This is a genomic window from Quadrisphaera sp. INWT6, from assembly GCF_015390235.1.
Lineage (GTDB): Bacteria > Actinomycetota > Actinomycetes > Actinomycetales > Quadrisphaeraceae > Quadrisphaera.
This window is the reverse complement of sequence record NZ_VUOH01000002.1, coordinates 53,059-69,508: the sequence shown is the minus strand read 5'-3', so window position 1 is coordinate 69,508 and position 16,450 is coordinate 53,059. Positions and strand designations below refer to the sequence as shown.

General features: G+C 73.2%; 14 protein-coding genes. 13 read left to right on the top strand and 1 reads right to left on the bottom strand.

Annotated elements, in window-relative coordinates:
• Positions 1-59: 59 nt before the first annotated feature.
• Positions 60-1,742 carry an energy-dependent translational throttle protein EttA gene (ettA, locus tag F1641_RS05270; protein ID WP_194903460.1) on the top strand — a complete coding sequence of 561 codons (1,683 nt, stop codon included), beginning with the start codon at positions 60-62 and terminating at the stop codon, positions 1,740-1,742.
• Positions 1,743-1,745: 3 nt separating this feature from the next.
• Positions 1,746-3,125 (top strand): DUF2254 domain-containing protein, encoded by a 1,380-nt coding sequence (locus F1641_RS05265; protein WP_194903459.1) that lies wholly within the window; start codon positions 1,746-1,748, stop codon positions 3,123-3,125.
• A gap of 41 nt (positions 3,126-3,166) precedes the next feature.
• Here F1641_RS05265 and F1641_RS05260 read toward each other — a convergent pair whose 3' ends face one another.
• Positions 3,167-4,102 (bottom strand): acyl-CoA thioesterase II, encoded by a 936-nt coding sequence (locus F1641_RS05260; protein WP_194903458.1) that lies wholly within the window; start codon positions 4,100-4,102, stop codon positions 3,167-3,169.
• 142 nt (positions 4,103-4,244) lie between these two features.
• Here F1641_RS05260 and hydA point away from each other — a divergent pair, with 142 nt between their 5' ends.
• The 11 genes from hydA (at position 4,245) to fgd (ending at position 16,439) form a co-directional block, all read left to right on the top strand.
• Positions 4,245-5,666, top strand: coding sequence for a dihydropyrimidinase (gene hydA / locus F1641_RS05255; RefSeq protein ID WP_194903457.1), 1,422 nt, complete (start codon positions 4,245-4,247; stop codon positions 5,664-5,666).
• A 53-nt stretch (positions 5,667-5,719) separates the two neighbouring features.
• A complete protein-coding gene (locus F1641_RS05250; protein ID WP_194903456.1) occupies positions 5,720-6,727 on the top strand; it encodes an LLM class flavin-dependent oxidoreductase in 1,008 nt (335 codons plus the stop codon).
• Positions 6,724-7,572: an IclR family transcriptional regulator gene (locus tag F1641_RS05245; RefSeq protein WP_194903455.1), complete on the top strand. Its 849-nt coding sequence runs from the start codon at positions 6,724-6,726 to the stop codon at positions 7,570-7,572. Before F1641_RS05250 ends, F1641_RS05245 begins: the two co-directional genes overlap by 4 nt.
• A gap of 241 nt (positions 7,573-7,813) precedes the next feature.
• Positions 7,814-8,761 (top strand): ABC transporter permease, encoded by a 948-nt coding sequence (locus F1641_RS05240; protein WP_194903454.1) that lies wholly within the window; start codon positions 7,814-7,816, stop codon positions 8,759-8,761.
• A complete protein-coding gene (locus F1641_RS05235) occupies positions 8,761-9,576 on the top strand; it encodes an ABC transporter ATP-binding protein (RefSeq protein WP_194903453.1) in 816 nt (271 codons plus the stop codon). Before F1641_RS05240 ends, F1641_RS05235 begins: the two co-directional genes overlap by 1 nt.
• Complete coding sequence (locus F1641_RS05230) at positions 9,573-10,391, top strand: ABC transporter permease (RefSeq protein WP_194903452.1); 819 nt, start codon at positions 9,573-9,575, stop codon at positions 10,389-10,391. The genes F1641_RS05235 and F1641_RS05230 overlap by 4 nt, the downstream gene beginning before the upstream one ends.
• 112 nt (positions 10,392-10,503) lie before the next feature.
• The gene (locus F1641_RS19720) at positions 10,504-12,633 is read left to right on the top strand and encodes a nitrilase-related carbon-nitrogen hydrolase (protein ID WP_206690658.1); all 2,130 of its coding nucleotides are present in this window, start codon (positions 10,504-10,506) and stop codon (positions 12,631-12,633) included.
• Between the two features lie 17 nt (positions 12,634-12,650).
• Complete coding sequence (locus F1641_RS05215) at positions 12,651-13,214, top strand: amino acid synthesis family protein (RefSeq protein WP_206690657.1); 564 nt, start codon at positions 12,651-12,653, stop codon at positions 13,212-13,214.
• The gene (locus F1641_RS05210; RefSeq protein ID WP_194903450.1) at positions 13,211-14,578 is read left to right on the top strand and encodes an aminotransferase class III-fold pyridoxal phosphate-dependent enzyme; all 1,368 of its coding nucleotides are present in this window, start codon (positions 13,211-13,213) and stop codon (positions 14,576-14,578) included. The genes F1641_RS05215 and F1641_RS05210 overlap by 4 nt, the downstream gene beginning before the upstream one ends.
• Positions 14,575-15,426 carry a carbon-nitrogen hydrolase family protein gene (locus F1641_RS05205; protein ID WP_194903449.1) on the top strand — a complete coding sequence of 284 codons (852 nt, stop codon included), beginning with the start codon at positions 14,575-14,577 and terminating at the stop codon, positions 15,424-15,426. Before F1641_RS05210 ends, F1641_RS05205 begins: the two co-directional genes overlap by 4 nt.
• Positions 15,423-16,439: a glucose-6-phosphate dehydrogenase (coenzyme-F420) gene (gene fgd / locus F1641_RS05200; protein WP_194903448.1), complete on the top strand. Its 1,017-nt coding sequence runs from the start codon at positions 15,423-15,425 to the stop codon at positions 16,437-16,439. The genes F1641_RS05205 and fgd overlap by 4 nt, the downstream gene beginning before the upstream one ends.
• The last annotated feature ends 11 nt before the right edge of the window (positions 16,440-16,450 follow it).

Genomic DNA, 16,450 nt, shown 5'->3' with positions numbered 1-16,450 from the left:
CGGTCGTGCTGGCGGGCGGGCGGCGGGGAGGACCCCCGCCCGCCCCTAGGCTGGAGGTCATGGCGGAGTTCATCTACACCATGTACAAGGCCCGCAAGGCCCTCGGCGACAAGCTGATCCTCGACGACGTGACCATGTCGTTCTACCCCGGCGCGAAGATCGGCGTCGTCGGGCCGAACGGCGCCGGCAAGTCGACGATCCTCAAGATCATGGCCGGTCTCGACCAGCCCTCCAACGGCGAGGCCCGCCTCTCGCCGGGCTACTCGGTGGGCATCCTGCTGCAGGAGCCCCCGCTCGACGAGGACAAGACCGTCCTGGAGAACGTCCAGGAGGGCATGGGCGACCTCAAGCGCAAGGTCGACAGGTACAACGAGATCACCGCCGCCTTCGAGGACCCGGACGCCGACTTCGACGCCCTCATGAAGGAGATGGGCGACCTCCAGGAGGAGCTCGACCACGCCGGCGCGTGGGACATGGACTCCCAGCTGGAGCAGGCCATGGAGGCGCTGCGGTGCCCCCCGGGCGACGCCGACGTGAAGGTCCTCTCCGGTGGTGAGCGCCGCCGCGTGGCGCTGTGCCGTCTGCTGCTGAGCCAGCCCGACCTGCTGCTCCTCGACGAGCCCACCAACCACCTCGACGCCGAGTCCGTCACCTGGCTCGAGCAGCACCTGGCGAGCTACCCCGGCGCCGTCCTCGCCGTCACCCACGACCGGTACTTCCTCGACAACGTCGCGCAGTGGATCGCCGAGGTCGACCGCGGCCGCCTCTACCCCTACGAGGGCAACTACTCCACCTACCTGGAGAAGAAGCGCGAGCGCCTGACGGTCCAGGGCAAGAAGGACCAGAAGCTGGCCAAGCGCCTCGCCGACGAGCTCGAGTGGGTCCGCTCCAACGCCAAGGCCCGCCAGACCAAGTCGAAGTCGCGCCTGGCGCGCTACGAGGAGATGGCGGCCGAGGCCGACCGCACCCGCAAGCTCGACTTCGAGTCGATCCAGATCCCGCCGGGCCCGCGCCTGGGCTCGCAGGTCATCGAGGTCTCCGACCTCACGAAGGGCTTCGGCGACCGGGTCCTCATCGACGGCCTGAGCTTCACGCTGCCCCGCAACGGCATCGTCGGCGTCATCGGCCCGAACGGCGTCGGCAAGACCACGCTGTTCAAGACCATCGTGGGGCTGGAGGAGCCCGACGGCGGCCAGGTCCGCGTGGGCGAGACCGTGAAGGTCTCCTACGTCGACCAGAACCGCGGCGGCCTCGACCCCAACAAGTCGCTGTGGGAGGTCGTCTCCGACGGCCTCGACTACATGCAGGTCGGCAACGTCGAGGTGCCCTCGCGCGCCTACGTCTCCGCGTTCGGCTTCAAGGGCCCGGACCAGCAGAAGAAGGCCGGGGTGCTCTCCGGTGGTGAGCGCAACCGCCTCAACCTGGCGCTCACCCTCAAGCAGGGCGGCAACCTGCTCCTGCTCGACGAGCCCACCAACGACCTCGACGTCGAGACCCTGTCCTCCCTGGAGGACGCCCTGCTCGAGTTCCCCGGCTGCGCCGTGGTCATCAGCCACGACCGGTGGTTCCTCGACCGCGTCGCCACGCACATCCTCGCCTGGGAGGGCACCGAGGACGACCAGGCGCAGTGGTACTGGTACGAGGGCAACTTCGAGGGCTACCACGAGAACAAGGTCGAGCGCCTCGGTGAGGACGCGGCCCGCCCGGGCCGCGTCACCCACCGCCGCCTGACCCGCGACTGACCGGTGGCCGCCGCCCGCACCGGCGCCCAGGCGCGCCTCGCCGCCGCCTGGCACCGCGCGAGCGGCAGCTTCTGGGTGGTCCCGGCGGTCATGTGCCTGCTGGCCCTCGTGCTGTCGCAGGTGCTGATCGCCGTCGACCACGCCCTGGGTCCCGCGTGGACCCAGGGCCTGGGGCCGCTGGGCACCCGCTCGGGGCCCAGCGGCTCCCGCGACGTGCTGGGGGCCATCGCCGGGTCGATGCTCGGCGTGGCCTCCACCACGTTCTCCATCACCATCGCGGTGATGACGCTGACGTCGTCGTCGTACGGGCCGCACCTGGTCCGCAGCTTCATGGCCGACCGCGCCACCCACGTGGTGCTCGGCACCTTCGTCTCCACCAGCCTCTACGCGCTGCTGGTGCTGCGGTCGGTGACGTCCGAGGTGGACGGGACCGTGGCGTTCGTGCCGCACCTCGCGGTGCTGTTCGCCGTCCTCGCCGCCGTGGTCTGCATCGCGGTGCTGGTCTTCTTCATCCACCACGTCAGCGAGTCGGTGCAGGTGGTGACCCTGTCGCGGCGGGTCTGCGACCAGCTGCGCGACGCCGTCGGGCGGCTCTACCCCGAGGGCGTGGGCGACCCGGCCCCGCGCCGCGCCGAGCTGCCGCCGGGGGTGCACCGCGGTGACGACGGCCGCTTCACGGGGGAGGGCGGGGCCCCGGCCGCCCTGGTCCGCGCCGGCGCGTGCGGCTACGTGGCCGAGGTGGCGCTCGAGGCCGTCGAGGGGATCGCCCAGCGGCGCGACGTCCTCGTGCGGGTGGCGGCCCGGCCGGGGCGCTACGCCGTCGACAGGACGGTGCTGCTGGAGGTGCTGCCCGCCGAGCGCGCCGACGAGGGGCTGCTGGGAGAGCTGCGCGCGTGCGTCGACCTGGCCAACAGCCGCTCGGCGGCCCAGGACGTCGAGTTCGTGGTGCAGCAGCTGGTCGAGCTGATGTCACGGGCGCTGTCGTCCGGCGTGAACGACCCGTACACCGCGGTCACGGCCCTCGACGACCTGTCGGGCGGGCTGGTCCTCCTGGTCGGCCGCCGCGTCCCCGCCGCCGAGCGCGCGGACGACGACGGCGTGGTCCGGCTCGTGGGCGACCCGGTGCGGCCCGTCGAGCTGGTCGACCAGGTCTTCGACGCGCTGCGCGCCTACGCCACGACCACCCCGCTCGTGGTGCTGCACGCGGTGGCGGTGGCCGAGCGCCTCGACGACGCCGCCGTCGACCCCGCGGTGCGCGCCCAGCTGCGCGAGCAGCTGCAGCTGCTGGCCGAGGCGTACGAGGCGGCGGGCCCGTCCGCGCACGACCTGGCGCAGCTGCGCGAGCGCCTCACCTCGCTCACACCCCTCCCCACCCCTTCGTGATCATGGGCGCTGGCCACCCCCGAGGTGGCCAGCGCCCATGATCACGGCGAGGGGGGCGGGGGCAGGCGGACCATGCCCTCCTGGGCCACGGTCGCCACGAGGGCACCGGCGCGGTCGTACACCCGGGCGAGCCCGAGGCCGCGCGCCCCGGAGGCCGACGGGGTCTCCTGCACGAAGAGCAGCCACTCGTCGGCGCGCACGGGACGGTGCCACCACAGGGCGTGGTCGAGGCTCGCGGCCTTGAGCCCCGGCGTCGCCCACGCCCCGCCGTGGCGGCGCAGCACCGGCTCCAGCACGGTGACGTCGCTGGCCCACGCGAGGACCGCGCGGTGCAGGGCCTGGTGCTCGGCGTGGTCGGGCAGGGGAGCGGTCACGCGGAGCCACACCGCCTGGTCGCCGCAGGGCGCGGCGGCGTCCGCCCCGCGACGGCGCGGCGGCAGGTACACGGCGTCGCCGACGTGGCGCACGTCGACGGGGCGCTCCCGGCCCCAGAACCTGGCCATCGGGTGGTCGAAGGCGGCCATCACCTCGGCGATGCTCGGCAGCTCCTCCGGGCCGCGCACCTCCGGCGCCGCTGCGGCGTGGTCGGCGCCGTCCTGGGGCTCCTGGAACGAGGCGATCATCGACAGGATCGGCGCGCCGTGCTGCAGCGCGTGCACCCGGCGGGCGCTGAACGAGCCGCCGTCGCGCAGCCGCTCGACCGAGAAGGTGATGTCGGTGGTCGGGTCGCCCGGGCGCAGGAAGTACCCGTGCATCGAGTGGACGGGGCGGGCCGGGTCGACGGTGCGCGCCGCGGCCACCACGGCCTGCCCCAGCACCTGGCCGCCGAACACCCGGCCCCAGGGGGCGTGCTCGTTGCCGCCGCTGAAGAGGTCCTGCCCGGAGGCGTCGACGCCCTCGCCGCGCAGGTCCAGCGCCTCCAGCAGACCGAGCCCGGTGCGGGCCCGGTGGGTGGGGTGCTCCTGCGCATCGCTCACCCGGGCGACCTTAGGGCGCCACCCGGCCGACCGGCACGGCACCGCTGCGGCGGTGTGACGATCTGCGGCGGGAACCGCCCGCAACCGGCGACGGTGTTCTACTGTGCGAACTCCCAGTCCGACCAGTGAACCAGGTGACCGGATGTCCGACCTCGTCTTCCACGGCGGCCAGGTGGTGTCGTCCGACGGCCGCCTGGACGTCGACCTGCTGGTCCGCGACGGCCGCGTGGTCGGCCACGGCGAGCGCGGCGCCTACTCCGCGCTCGACGCGGAGCAGGTCGACTGCACCGGGCGGCTCCTGCTGCCGGGCGGCGTCGACACCCACACCCACCTGGAGCACCGGGTGGCCAGCGGCGCCACGCAGACCATCGACGACTTCCACTCCGGTACCGTGGCCGCGGCGTGCGGGGGCACCACCACCGTCGTCGACTTCGTGCGCGCGCCTCCGGGAACCCCGGTGGACGAGGCGTTCCACGCCCGACGCGAGGCCGCCGAGGCGTCCTGCGTCGTGGACTTCGGGTTCCACCCGATCGTGCCCGCCACCGCCGGTGAGGACGACTCCTTCGCCCGCCTGCGCCGCCTCAGCGAGACCGAGGGCGTGGCCAGCTGGAAGTTCTTCATGGCCTACCCCGGATCGATGGTCTCCGACGCCGTGCTGCTGCAGGGCTTCAGGGCCGCGGCCGAGCTCGGCGTCCTGCCCATGGTGCACGCGGAGAACGGTCACATGGTGGCCGACGCCGTGGCCGGGCTGGTGGCCGCTGGCCGCACCGCGGAGCACGAGCACCTGCACGGGCACCCGGCGAGCTCCGAGGCCGAGGCCGTGAACCGCGCGGCCACCCTGGCCCGCCACGTGGGGGCGCCGCTCTTCGTGGTCCACGTGTCCGCGGCCGACGCCGCCCGCCAGGTGCGCGAGCACCGCGCGGCCGGAGCGCGGATCTGGGCTGAGACCTGCCCCCAGTACCTGGCCTCCAGCTACGAGCAGTACGAGGGCGCGGGACTGCTGGCCGCCGGCCACATCTGCTCCCCGCCCATCCGCGAGGCCGCCAACGCGGAGGCCCTGTGGGCGGAGGTGTCCAACGGCACCATCGACACCATCGGCACCGACCACGCCTCGTTCGCGCTGCGGACCGGCCCGGGGATGCTGCCGCAGAAGGACAGCGGCGCCGGAGTCTTCACGGGCGTCCCGAACGGCGTGCCCGGGGTGGAGGAGCGGCTGGTGGTCATGCACACCGCCGGGGTCCTCAGCGGCCGGATCAGCATGGAGCGGTTCGTCGACCTGGTCTCCACCGCGCCGGCGAGGACCTTCGGCCTGCACCCGCGCAAGGGGACGCTCGCCGTCGGGGCCGACGCCGACGTCGTCGTCTGGGACCCGGCCGCCGAGCGCGTCCTCAGCGCGGCCGCCCAGCACAGCCTGGCCGACTACAGCGTCTACGAGCAGATGCGCGTCACCGGTGCGCCCGCCGCCGTCTACTCGCGCGGCGAGCTGGTCTCGGTCGACGGCGAGCCGGCGCCCGGCCTGCGGCGTGGACGCGGCACCTACCTGCACCGCTCCCGCCAGCCCTGACCGCAGCCCTGACGGCTGCCCCGGCCCCGGACCCCCACGAGAGAAGAGACCCCATGCGCATCCAGCTCGGCGTGCACCTCGGTGAGCGCTTCACCCTGTCCGAGACCTGGGCCGCCGCCGAGCTGGCCGAGGAGCACGGCTTCGACTCGCTGTGGGTGGCCGAGGGCCGCCTCACCCGCGACGCGGTCACGCTGATGGCGATCCTCGCCGAGCGGACGCGCACCGTGCGGATCGGCTCGGGGGTGGTGAACAACAAGACCCGCAACGCCGCGCTCATGGCCGTGACGTTCAAGACGCTCGACGAGCTGGCCCCCGGCCGCGTGGTCTGCGGGCTGGGGGCGTGGTGGGAGCCGCTGGCCAGTCGCGTCGGCACCCCCGTGACCAAGCCCGTCACCGCGATGCGCGAGTACGTGGACGTGCTCAAGCGCTTCTTCGCGAACGAGGAGGTCACTCATCACGGCCAGTTCGTGCACGTGGACGGCGTCCGCTTCGACCGGATGTACGCCGAGAACACCGCCGTCGACATCCCCGTCTACGCGGGCGCCGTCGGTCCCCGCATGCTCGAGCTGGCGGGTGAGGTGATGGACGGCGTCTACCTCGACTTCCTGCTGCCGGTCTCCTACCTCGAGGGCGCGAGCGCGGCCATCGGCCGGGGGGTGGCGAAGCGCACCGACGGCACCACCTCCCTCGACGTGACGCAGGCCGTCGCCGTGGCCGTCGACGACGCCGATCCGGCCGCCGCCGTCGACGAGTGCCGGGCCTTCCTCGCGCTGTACCTGATGCAGCAGCCCCACATCGCCGAGCACTGCGGCGTCGAGGCGGAGCTGGTGACGCGCCTGCAGGAGGTGGCGGGCTGGCCCGCGCGCCCCGAGGACGTCAAGCGCGCCATGCGGCTGGTGCCCGACGAGGCCGTGCACCGCGTCGCCGCGGCCGGGACGACGGCGGACGCCGCGGCCAAGCTGGAGGAGTACCACGCCGCCGGTGTGCGCGTCCCCGTCCTCAACCCGCTCGGACCGACCAAGATGGCGACCATCGACGCCCTGGGGAGGTACTTCCGATGAGCACCCCTGACAGCACCGCTCCCGGCTCCGCCGACGGGGCGGGAGCCGCCCGCGGCAGCGAGCTCGGCCTCGTGCAGAAGACCGTCGTGGTGGTGCGGACGGTGGCCGGTTACCCCGAGGGCATCGGCCTGTCCGACCTGTCCCGCGAGAGCGGCATCGCCAAGGCCACGTGCCACCGCGTGGCCACCGCCCTGGAGGCGGAGGGCTGGCTGGTCTCCGACCCGCTGACCCGGAGGGTGCGGCTCTCCCTCGACCTGCTCTTCATGACCGAGGGGCTCGCCACCGAGGAGTCGGTGACCCGCGGCGTGCGCGACGTCCTGACCGACGTGGCGCGGGCCACCGGGGAGACCGCTGGCGTCGACAGGCTCAGCGGTGACCAGGCGATGGTCATCGTGGAGGTTCCCGGGCCGCACCTCATCGGCCACGCCCCGCGGCGCGTCCCGCGCCTGCTGTCGAGCTGGAGGACGTCGACGGGTCGGGTCCTGCTCGCCTGGGAGGACCCCGACGTGGCGCGCGCCTCCTTCGAGCGCGACGCGTCCCAGCCGCCCCTGACCTCCTTCCGGTCCTTCGACGACCTCGCCGCGGAGCTCGCGGCCATCCGCGCCCGCGGGTACGCGGTGACGCAGAGCCAGCTCGAGCAGGGCCTGACCGCGGTGGCGGCGCCGGTGCGCGTGCACGGCCAGGTCACCTACGCGCTGTGGACCAGCGGCCCGCACTACCGCCTCACCGAGGAGCGCCTCAGTTCCGCCGTCGAGGTGGTCACCTCCCAGGCCCAGCGGCTGGGCGCCCTCCTGGAGCGCTCCGGGCTCGGGCCCGGCGTCGCGGCCTTCGCGGCCGGGTACTGACCGCGGTAACCCCCTCGGGCCCTCCACCCGCTCACCCCGCCGCGACGTCCTACCGCCCTGCGCCCCGCCGACGCCGTCGGCGGGGCGTCCGTGCGTCACGGCGCGTCGCGACGACGCGCCGGCCGATGCGGCGGAAACACGGAGTTCACACGAGACGCCGTTGACGGAAACCCGGTACAGCCAGGATCATTTATATCGGACCAATGGTCCGGTGAATGAACCGGATAGTCGAGGGAGACCCATGGCAGCCACCCGCACGGCCCCGCGCCCCAGCGCAGCGGTCGCGCCGCCAGCGGCGCCCCCGCCCCCCGTCCGCGCGCGCCGCGGGGCGTCGCGGCAGCTGGGCCGCACCCTGCGCGACCTGGCCACCGCCGCCGCCGTCATCGCGATGGCCCTGCTCGCCTGGGAGGGGTACAAGGCGCTCGGCCAGGCCACGGGCGACCTCGTCCCCCTCACCTCGCTGCCGCTCCCGGTGGCCACCGACGACGCCGCCATGCCGCACGTCTGGCAGGTGCTCGCCGCGCTGGCCGGCCCGGCCTCCACCGCGTCGGACCAGACGCTGCTCGCCTACTACCTCCAGCAGACCAGCGTCACGCTGCGCGAGGCCGCCTACGGCCTGGCGCTGGGGGCCGCGGTGGGCGTGTGCCTCGCCCTGCTGATGCGCCAGCTCCCGTGGCTGGGGCGCGCGAGCATGCCGTGGCTGGTGGTCTCGCAGACCATCCCGCTGGTGGCCCTGGCGCCCATCGTTGTCGTCTGGATCGGTGGCGCCGGCTTCCCCAGCTGGGTGGCCGTCACCGTCATCTCGGCCTACCTCGCCTTCTTCCCGGTGACGCTGAACACCGCCACCGGGCTGCTCTCCGCCGACCTGACGCACGTCGAGCTCATGCGCTCGGTGGCGGCCTCGCCGCTGCAGACCCTGCTGCTCGTGCGAGTGCCGGCGGCCGTGCCGAGCTTCTTCACCGGCCTGCGCCTCGCCGCCACCGCCTCGGTGGTGGGCGCCGTGGTGGGCGAGCTGAGCGCCGGAGCCGGCCTGGGCATCGGCCGGGCCATCCTCACCGCCGCCTACTACTACTCGCTCGCCCCGGCCAACCTGTACGCCGCCGTGCTGGTGGCCTCCCTCGCGGGAGTGGTCTTCGTGCAGGTCATCGCCCTCGCCGAGCGCCTCGTCCTGTCGAAGAGGGAGCACTGATGACCACCCCCACCACCCCGACCCCCACCGGCACCGCCATCCGCCTGGCCGGCGTCAGCAAGACCTTCTCCACGAGCAGCGGCGACGTCGTCGCCCTCGACGACATCGACCTCGACATCCCCGAGGGCGGCTTCGTGTCGCTGCTCGGCCCGTCGGGGTGCGGCAAGTCCACTCTGCTGCGCGTCATCGGAGACCTCGTCACCCCCACCACCGGCACCGTCGAGGTCGCCGGCACCATCGCCGCCGAGGCGCGCCGCACCCGCCAGTACGGCATGGCCTTCCAGGCGCCCGGCCTCATGGACTGGCGCACGGTCCGCCGCAACATCGAGCTGCCGCTGCAGGTGCAGGGCGTCGGGCGGGCCGAGCGCCGCCAGCGCGCTGACGAGATGCTCGAGCTGGTCAAGCTGACGCAGTTCGCCGACCACCGCCCCCGCCAGCTCTCCGGGGGCATGCAGCAGCGCGTGGCCATCGCACGCGCCCTGGCCATGCAGCCGCGCGTGCTGCTCATGGACGAGCCCCTCGGCGCCCTCGACGAGATGAACCGGGAGCACCTCCAGCGAGAGCTGCTGCGCATCTGGCGCGCCACCGGCACCACCGTCGTCTTCGTCACCCACAGCATCCCGGAGGCGGTGTTCCTGTCCACCGAGGTGGTCGTGATGTCGCCGCGGCCCGGGCGCATCGCCTCCCGCATCCCGGTCGACCTGCCCTACCCGCGCACCGACGAGACCCGCCTCACCGACGAGTTCCAGGCCGCTGAGCGGCACGTCCGGGAGCGCCTGCACGCCGTCCTCGAGCCGACCACGGCCGGGCTGTGAGCGCGCTCGTTCCCGTCGAGCGCCCGGTCAGGCTGTCCCGCGGCCGCGGCCGGGGCCTGCTGTCGGCCCTGGCGCCCGCAGCGGTCCTCGGCGTGGTGCTCCTGCTCTCCTGGCAGCTCGTGGTGCTCGTCGGCGGGGTGCAGGCCTACCTTCTGCCCGCCCCCAGCGCCATCGCGCAGGCGGTGGTCAGCGATGCTCCGGCCCTGCTGTCGGCGGCGCGTCCCACGGCCACGGCCGTCGTGCTCGCGGTGCTCGCCGGTGCTGCACTCGGAGTGCTCGCGTCCGTGGTCATCGCGATGTTCGAGGGCGTCGCGCGGGTGGTGCTGGCCCTGGTCGCACTGGCCGGCTGCGCCCCCATCGTCGCCCTCGCGCCCATCTTCAACGCCTGGCTGGGGAGCACCTCGATCGCCTCCAAGGTGGCGGTCGCGACCCTGTCCGTGACCATCCCCGTGGTCGTCAACACCACGCGCGGGCTGCTGGCCGTGTCCCCGACGCACCGCGAGTACATGCAGTCGGTCTCGGCGAGCCGCCGACAGCTGCTCGTGCACGTGCGGCTCCCGGGTGCGCTGCCCGCCCTGTTCGACGGGCTCCGCGTCGGCGCCACCCTGTCGGTGATCGCCGTGATCGTCTCCGAGTACTTCGGCGGCACCTCCAACGCCCTGGGCGTGCTGATCGCCAACACCGCCGCCATGTCGCGCTTCGACCAGACGTGGGCCGCGGTCTTCGTGGCCAGCCTCCTGGGCCTGTCGCTCTACGGCCTCATCGCGCTGGTCGAGCGCGTCGCCGTGCCCTGGCGCTCCGCCACCAGCGGCTGACCCCCGCCCCTCCGCGAGCCACCACCAGCCTTCCCGGCGCCGTCACCCGCGGCGCCGGGGTCCCCGCTCCACCCCACCCACCCCGCCCCTCCGACGAACGCGAGGCCATCACGTGCTCACCTCCACCCTCCGCCGCGGCGCGGCCCTCCTCGGCGCCTTCGGCGCGGTCGCCGCGCTGTCCGCCTGCGGCGGCATGTCCGAGGCGACGACCTCATCCACCGCCGCGGCCGCGGCGGCCTCGAGCGCCGACTGCGCGAAGGTCGACGAGGTCACCGTGGTGCTCCAGTGGGTCACCCAGGCGCAGTTCGCCGGGTACTACGCCGCCAAGGAGAACGGCGACTACGCGAAGCGCTGCCTCGACGTCACCATCCAGGAGGGCGGCACCAACGTCGTCCCCCAGCAGGTGCTGGCCAGCGGCAACGCGCAGTTCGCAGTCAGCCACGTCATCAAGTCGATGGCCTCGCGCGAGCAGGGCGCCGACATCGTCAACATCAGCCAGACCTTCGAGCGGGGCGCCTACCTGCAGGTCTCCTGGGCCGACAGCGGCATCACCTCGCTGACGGCTCTGAAGGGAACGACGCTGGGCAGCTGGGGCGGCGGCAACGAGCTGACGCTCTTCGCGGCCATGAAGGCCTCGGGCGTCGACCCCGCCAAGGACGTGACCGTGGTGCAGCAGCCCTTCGACATGTCACTGCTGCTCAACCGCGAGGCCGACTCGGTGCAGGCCAAGACCTACAACGAGTACGCGCAGCTGCTGGAGACGGTGAACCCCGCCACCGGCCAGCTGTACCAGCCCTCGGACTTCAGCACCCTGGACCTGCAGGACCTCGGTTTCGGCACGCTGGAGGACGGTGTCTACGCCCAGCAGGCCTGGCTGGAGCAGGGTGACAACGCCGACATCGCGACCCGCTTCATCGCCGCCACCGACGAGGGCTGGATCCACTGCCGCGACGACGCCGACTCGTGCGTCGACACCGTGGTGGCGCAGGGCAGCGCTCTGGGCCGCTCGCACCAGGCGTTCATGATGAACGAGATCAACAAGTTGATCTGGCCCTCCACCAGCGGCATCGGCGCGATGTCGAAGGAGGCCTGGGACAGGACCGTCCAGGTGGGTGTCGACGGCGGCGTGCTCGCTGCCGCCCCGGACGCCGGCGCCTACCGCACCGACCTCAACGACGCGGCGCTGGAGCTGCTGGAGGCGGACGGGGGTGGACGCCAGCGGAGCCAGCTGGACCCCCGCCACCGTCCAGCTCACCGAGGGCGGCAAGTAGGCCGGTGGGTGCGGGAAGGGGCGCCCCCCCGGAACCTTCCCGCACCCACCTCCACCCACCCCACCACCACCAGCGACCACTGCCCAGGAGGCCCCATGACCAGCGGCACGGCGTTCACCATCGCCTGCGCCCAGGTCGACCCCGTCATCGGTGACGTCGAGGCCAACGCCGACCTCACCACCGCCGCGGTCCGCGAGGCCGCTGCGGCTGGTGCGTCGCTGGTGGTGCTGCCCGAGTGCGCCAGCGCCGGGTGGGCCTTCCACGACTACGCCGAGTCGCTCGCCTGCGCGCAGCCGCTGGACGGGCCCGTGGTCCGCGCCTGGCAGGCTGTGGCCGACGAGACCGGCGCCTGGGTGTGCGGGGGCATCAACGAGCTGAGCGACGGCCGCGTCTACAACAGCGCCGTCCTCGTCTCGCCCCGCGGCGTCGAGAGCGTGTACCGCAAGGTGCACCTCTGGAACTCCGAGAAGCTGGTCTTCGACCGCGGCGACTCCTTTCCCGTCGTGGAGACGCCGTTCGGGCGCGTCGGCATGATCATCTGCTACGACGCGTGGTTCCCCGAGAGCACCCGCAGCCTCGCGCTGCAGGGCGCCGACCTGGTGCTGGCGCCCAGCGACTGGGTGCCCAACCCCCACCAGCAGCCCGGTCCGTCGCTGGCCAACGTCATGACCATGGCCAACGCCCACTCCAACCAGGTGTACGTCGCGGCGTGCAGCCGCGTGGGCACCGAGCGCGGGCAGCGCTTCATCGGCGACAGCGTCGTCGTCGGCCACGACGGGTGGGTCCTCGCCGGTCCCGCCCCTGACGTCCCCGCGATCCTCACCGCGCGGATCGATCCCGTCGGTTCCCGCCGGGCGCGCCGCGAGGACCCCTTCAACCGCCCCCTGGGTGACCGGGAGCCCACCGCCTACGTGCACGAGCCGCCACCGACGGCGCCCTCGTCGTCATCCCTCGACCCCACCCGCGCCTGAGAGCGAGCCAGACCACCATGAGCATCACCGTCCGCAAGATCGTCCGCCACCGCGAGGAGACCCTGCGCGAGCAGGGCCGCGACCTGCCCGTCCGCCACGTGCTCGCCTGGGTGGCCGTGGTCATCGAGAACCCGTACGGCACCGACGGCTACGTCGAGGACCTCGTCACCCTGGCTGACGCGAACGGCCAGGAGGTGGGGGCGCTCATCGGACCCGCGTGCGTGGAGCTGCTCGGTGAGCCCGTCGAGGCCTTCGGCAAGGCCGCTTTGGTCGGCGCCGGAGGCGAGGTCGAGCACGGCTCGGCGATCATCCACAACCTGAAGTTCGGCAACGAGTTCCGCAACGCCGCCGGCGGTACCGAGCTGCTGCCCGCAGCGGAGAAGGTCGGGCTGCTGGGCGCCTCGATCGACGTCCCCCTCAAGCACAAGACCGACGCCAAGACCCGCAGCCACCACCAGACGGTGACGCTGGTGGTGCCCGACGCGCCCCGCGTCGACGAGATCGTCATCGCGTGCGTGGCGGCCAGCACCGGCCGCCCCCTCGCCCGCCTGGCCACCTTCGGCGCGGAGGTCGCCCGATGAGCCTGGGGCTGGAGGCCGAGGCCTGGACCACCCAGCGCATCATCGACGCCGAGCAGCGCTACGTCATCCGCTCGTGGTCGGTGCAGGGCACCCCCGCGCAGGCCGCGGTCGAGCGCGGCGAGGGCTGCTGGTTCTGGGACACAGAGGGCAACCGCTACCTGGACTTCCAGTCGCAGCTGGTGAACCTCAACCTCGGGCACCAGCACCCCAAGCTGGTCGAGGCGATCGTCGACCAGGTGCGGCAGATGGCCTACATGGGTCCGAACTTCGCGGTGCGCGTTCGCGCCGAGCTGGGGGAGGCCATCGCCCGCGTGGCGCCCGGCGACCTGGAGATGAGCTTCTTCACCACCGGCGGCGCCGAGGCGAACGAGAACGCCGTGCGGCTGGCCCAGCACATCACCGGCCGAGCCAAGGTCATGGCCCGCTACCGCTCCTACCACGGGGCCACGGCTGGAGCGCTGACGCTGACCGGTGACCCGCGCCACCACCACATCGGCGGGCCCGGCGTGCCCGGGGTCGTGAGGTTCCACGACCCGTACGCCTACCGGACCGCTAGCGGGCTGCCCCCCGAGCAGGACCCGGTCTGCCTCGGCGCCCCGCACCTGGAGGAGGTGCTGCAGTACGAGGACCCCTCCACCATCGCGGCGGTCATCATCGAGACCGTCACGGGCACCAACGGCATCCTCGTGCCGCCGGACGGCTACCTGGCCAGCATCCGCGAGGTGTGCGACCGCCACGGCATCTTCCTCATCTGCGACGAGGTCATGGCCGGCTGGGGCCGCACCGGGCAGTACTTCGCGGTGGACAACTGGGGCGTGGTACCCGACATCGTCACCTCGGCCAAGGGGCTCAACTCCGGCTACGTGCCGCTGGGCGCCATGACGGTCGGGGAGCGCTCGCGCGAGTGGCTCATGACCCACAAGTTCTGGGGCGGTCAGACCTACGCCGGGCACCCGCTCGCGGCAGCCAGCGCCCTCGCCTCACTGAGGATCATGGAGGAGGAGGACGTGCTCTCCAACGTGCGCGCCCGGGGGCGGCAGCTGGAGGCGGGTCTGCGGGCGATGCAGCAGCGTTACCCCGTGATGGGCGACGTGCGCGGCGTCGGCCTCTTCTACGGCGTCGAGCTGGTCAAGGACCCGGCCACCAAGGAGCCGCTCGTCCCCTTCGGCGCCGCCGGTGCGGCCGCGGCCCCGATGCAGCGCATCGTCGCCGCGGCATGGCGGCGTGGGCTGTACCTCAGCGCCAACAACAACGTGGTGCGCCTGACCCCGCCGCTGGTCATCAGCGAGGAGGAGGTCGCGCACGCGCTCGGCATCCTCGACGAGGTCCTCGCTGAGGCCGACCTCGAGGCGGCGCGCGCATGAGCGCCGCCCCTGCGCCCGCCGGGGCGACGCGGGTCGCCGCCGTCCAGCTGGCCACCGGCCGCGGGCGCGACGACGTGCTCGAGGCCGCCGCCGGCCTGGTCGAGCAGGCCGCCGCCGACGGCGCCGGCCTGGTGGTGCTGCCGGAGCTGTTCGCCGCGCCGTTCGTGCAGCCCGAGCCCGACCCCGGCTTCTTCGTGCACTCCGAGGCGCTGGACGGGCCGTCGAACGCGCTCGTGGCCGAGCTGTCGGGCCGGCTGGGCATCACAGTGGTCAGCTCGGTCTTCGAGGAGCTGTCCACGCCGGGCGTCTACGCCAACACGGCGTGCACGTTCGTCGCCGGCGAGCTGGCGCACGTCTACCGCAAGTCGCACCTGCCGTTCTCCAACGGCTTCCCCGAGAAGTTCTACTTCCGCCCCGGGCAGGAGCCGCCCCGCGCCGTCGACACCACGGTCGGCAGGGTCGGCACGATCATCTGCTACGAGCGGCACTTCCCGGAGCTGGGCCGCTGCGTGGCGCTGGACGGCGGGGTGGCGCTGGCCGTCCCCGTGGCCTGCGCCAGCGCCCCCATGAAGGAGGTGTTCCAGCTGGAGCTGCGCGCCCAGGCCGTGGCCAACGGCTTCTACGTGGTCTGCGCCAACCGCTCCGGCTGCGAGGGCGCGAAGGACTACTTCGGCACCAGCGCGGTGTACGGGCCCAGCGGGGAGGTGCTGGCTGTCGTCGACTCCGGTGACGGTGTGGCCGTCGCCGACCTCGACACCGACCTCGTGGCGCGCACGCGGGCGTCGCGGCCGTTCCTGCGTGACCGCCGCCCCGACCTGTACTCCGCCCTGTCGAGCGGGGCGCTGTGACGGGCAGCGCCCGCCGTGAGCTCAAGATCGGGTACAAGGCCTCCGCGGAGCAGTTCGACCCCGCCCAGCTGGCCGACTACGCCGTCCAGGCCGAGGAGTCCGGCCTGGACTCGGTGTGGATCTCCGACCACTTCCAGCCCTGGCGCCACGAAGGCGGCCACGCCCCCTCGGCCCTGACCTGGCTGGGCTGGGCCGCGGCCAAGACCACCCGCGTGCAGCTGGGCACCTCGGTGCTCACCCCCACCCTGCGCTACAACCCCGCCGTCATCGCCCAGGCCTTCGCCACCCTGGGCTGCCTGGCACCGGGGCGCGTGATCCTCGGCGTGGGCACCGGGGAGGCCCTCAACGAGCACGCCGTCGGGGCGGACTTCCCCCAGACCCGGGAGCGCTTCGCGCGCCTGCGCGAGGCGGTCCGCCTGATCCGGGCGCTGTGGGCCGAGGACCGGGTCACCTTCGAGGGGGAGTACTACCGCCTGCACGACGCGACGGTCTACGACAAGCCGCAGGTGCCGGTGCAGGTGTTCATCGCCGCCGGCGGGCCGGGGGTGACCAAGTACGCCGGGCGCGCAGGCGACGGGTACATCTGCACCTCCGGCAAGGGCATGGACCTCTACCAGGACACCCTGCTGCCCTCCCTGCGCGAGGGGCTGGAGGCCTCCGGGCGCACCGAGGCCGACATCGAGCGGACCATCGAGGTCAAGCTGTCCTACGACCGCGACCACGACCGCGCCCTGGAGAACACGAGGTTCTGGGCGCCGCTGTCGCTGTCGGCGGAGCAGAAGGCCCAGGTGCACGACCCGGTGGAGATGGGGCGCCTGGCTGATGAGCTGCCGATCGAGCAGGTGGCCAAGCGGTGGATCGTGGCTGATGACCCGGCGCAGGTGGCCCAGGCGGTGGCGGGCTACGTGGAGGCCGGGTTCGACCACCTGGTCTTCCACGGTCCGGGGCAGGACCAGACGCGGTTCCTGACGCAGTTCACCGAGGACGTCGTCCCCCTGCTGCGCCCCGCCTGAGACCGCGAGGA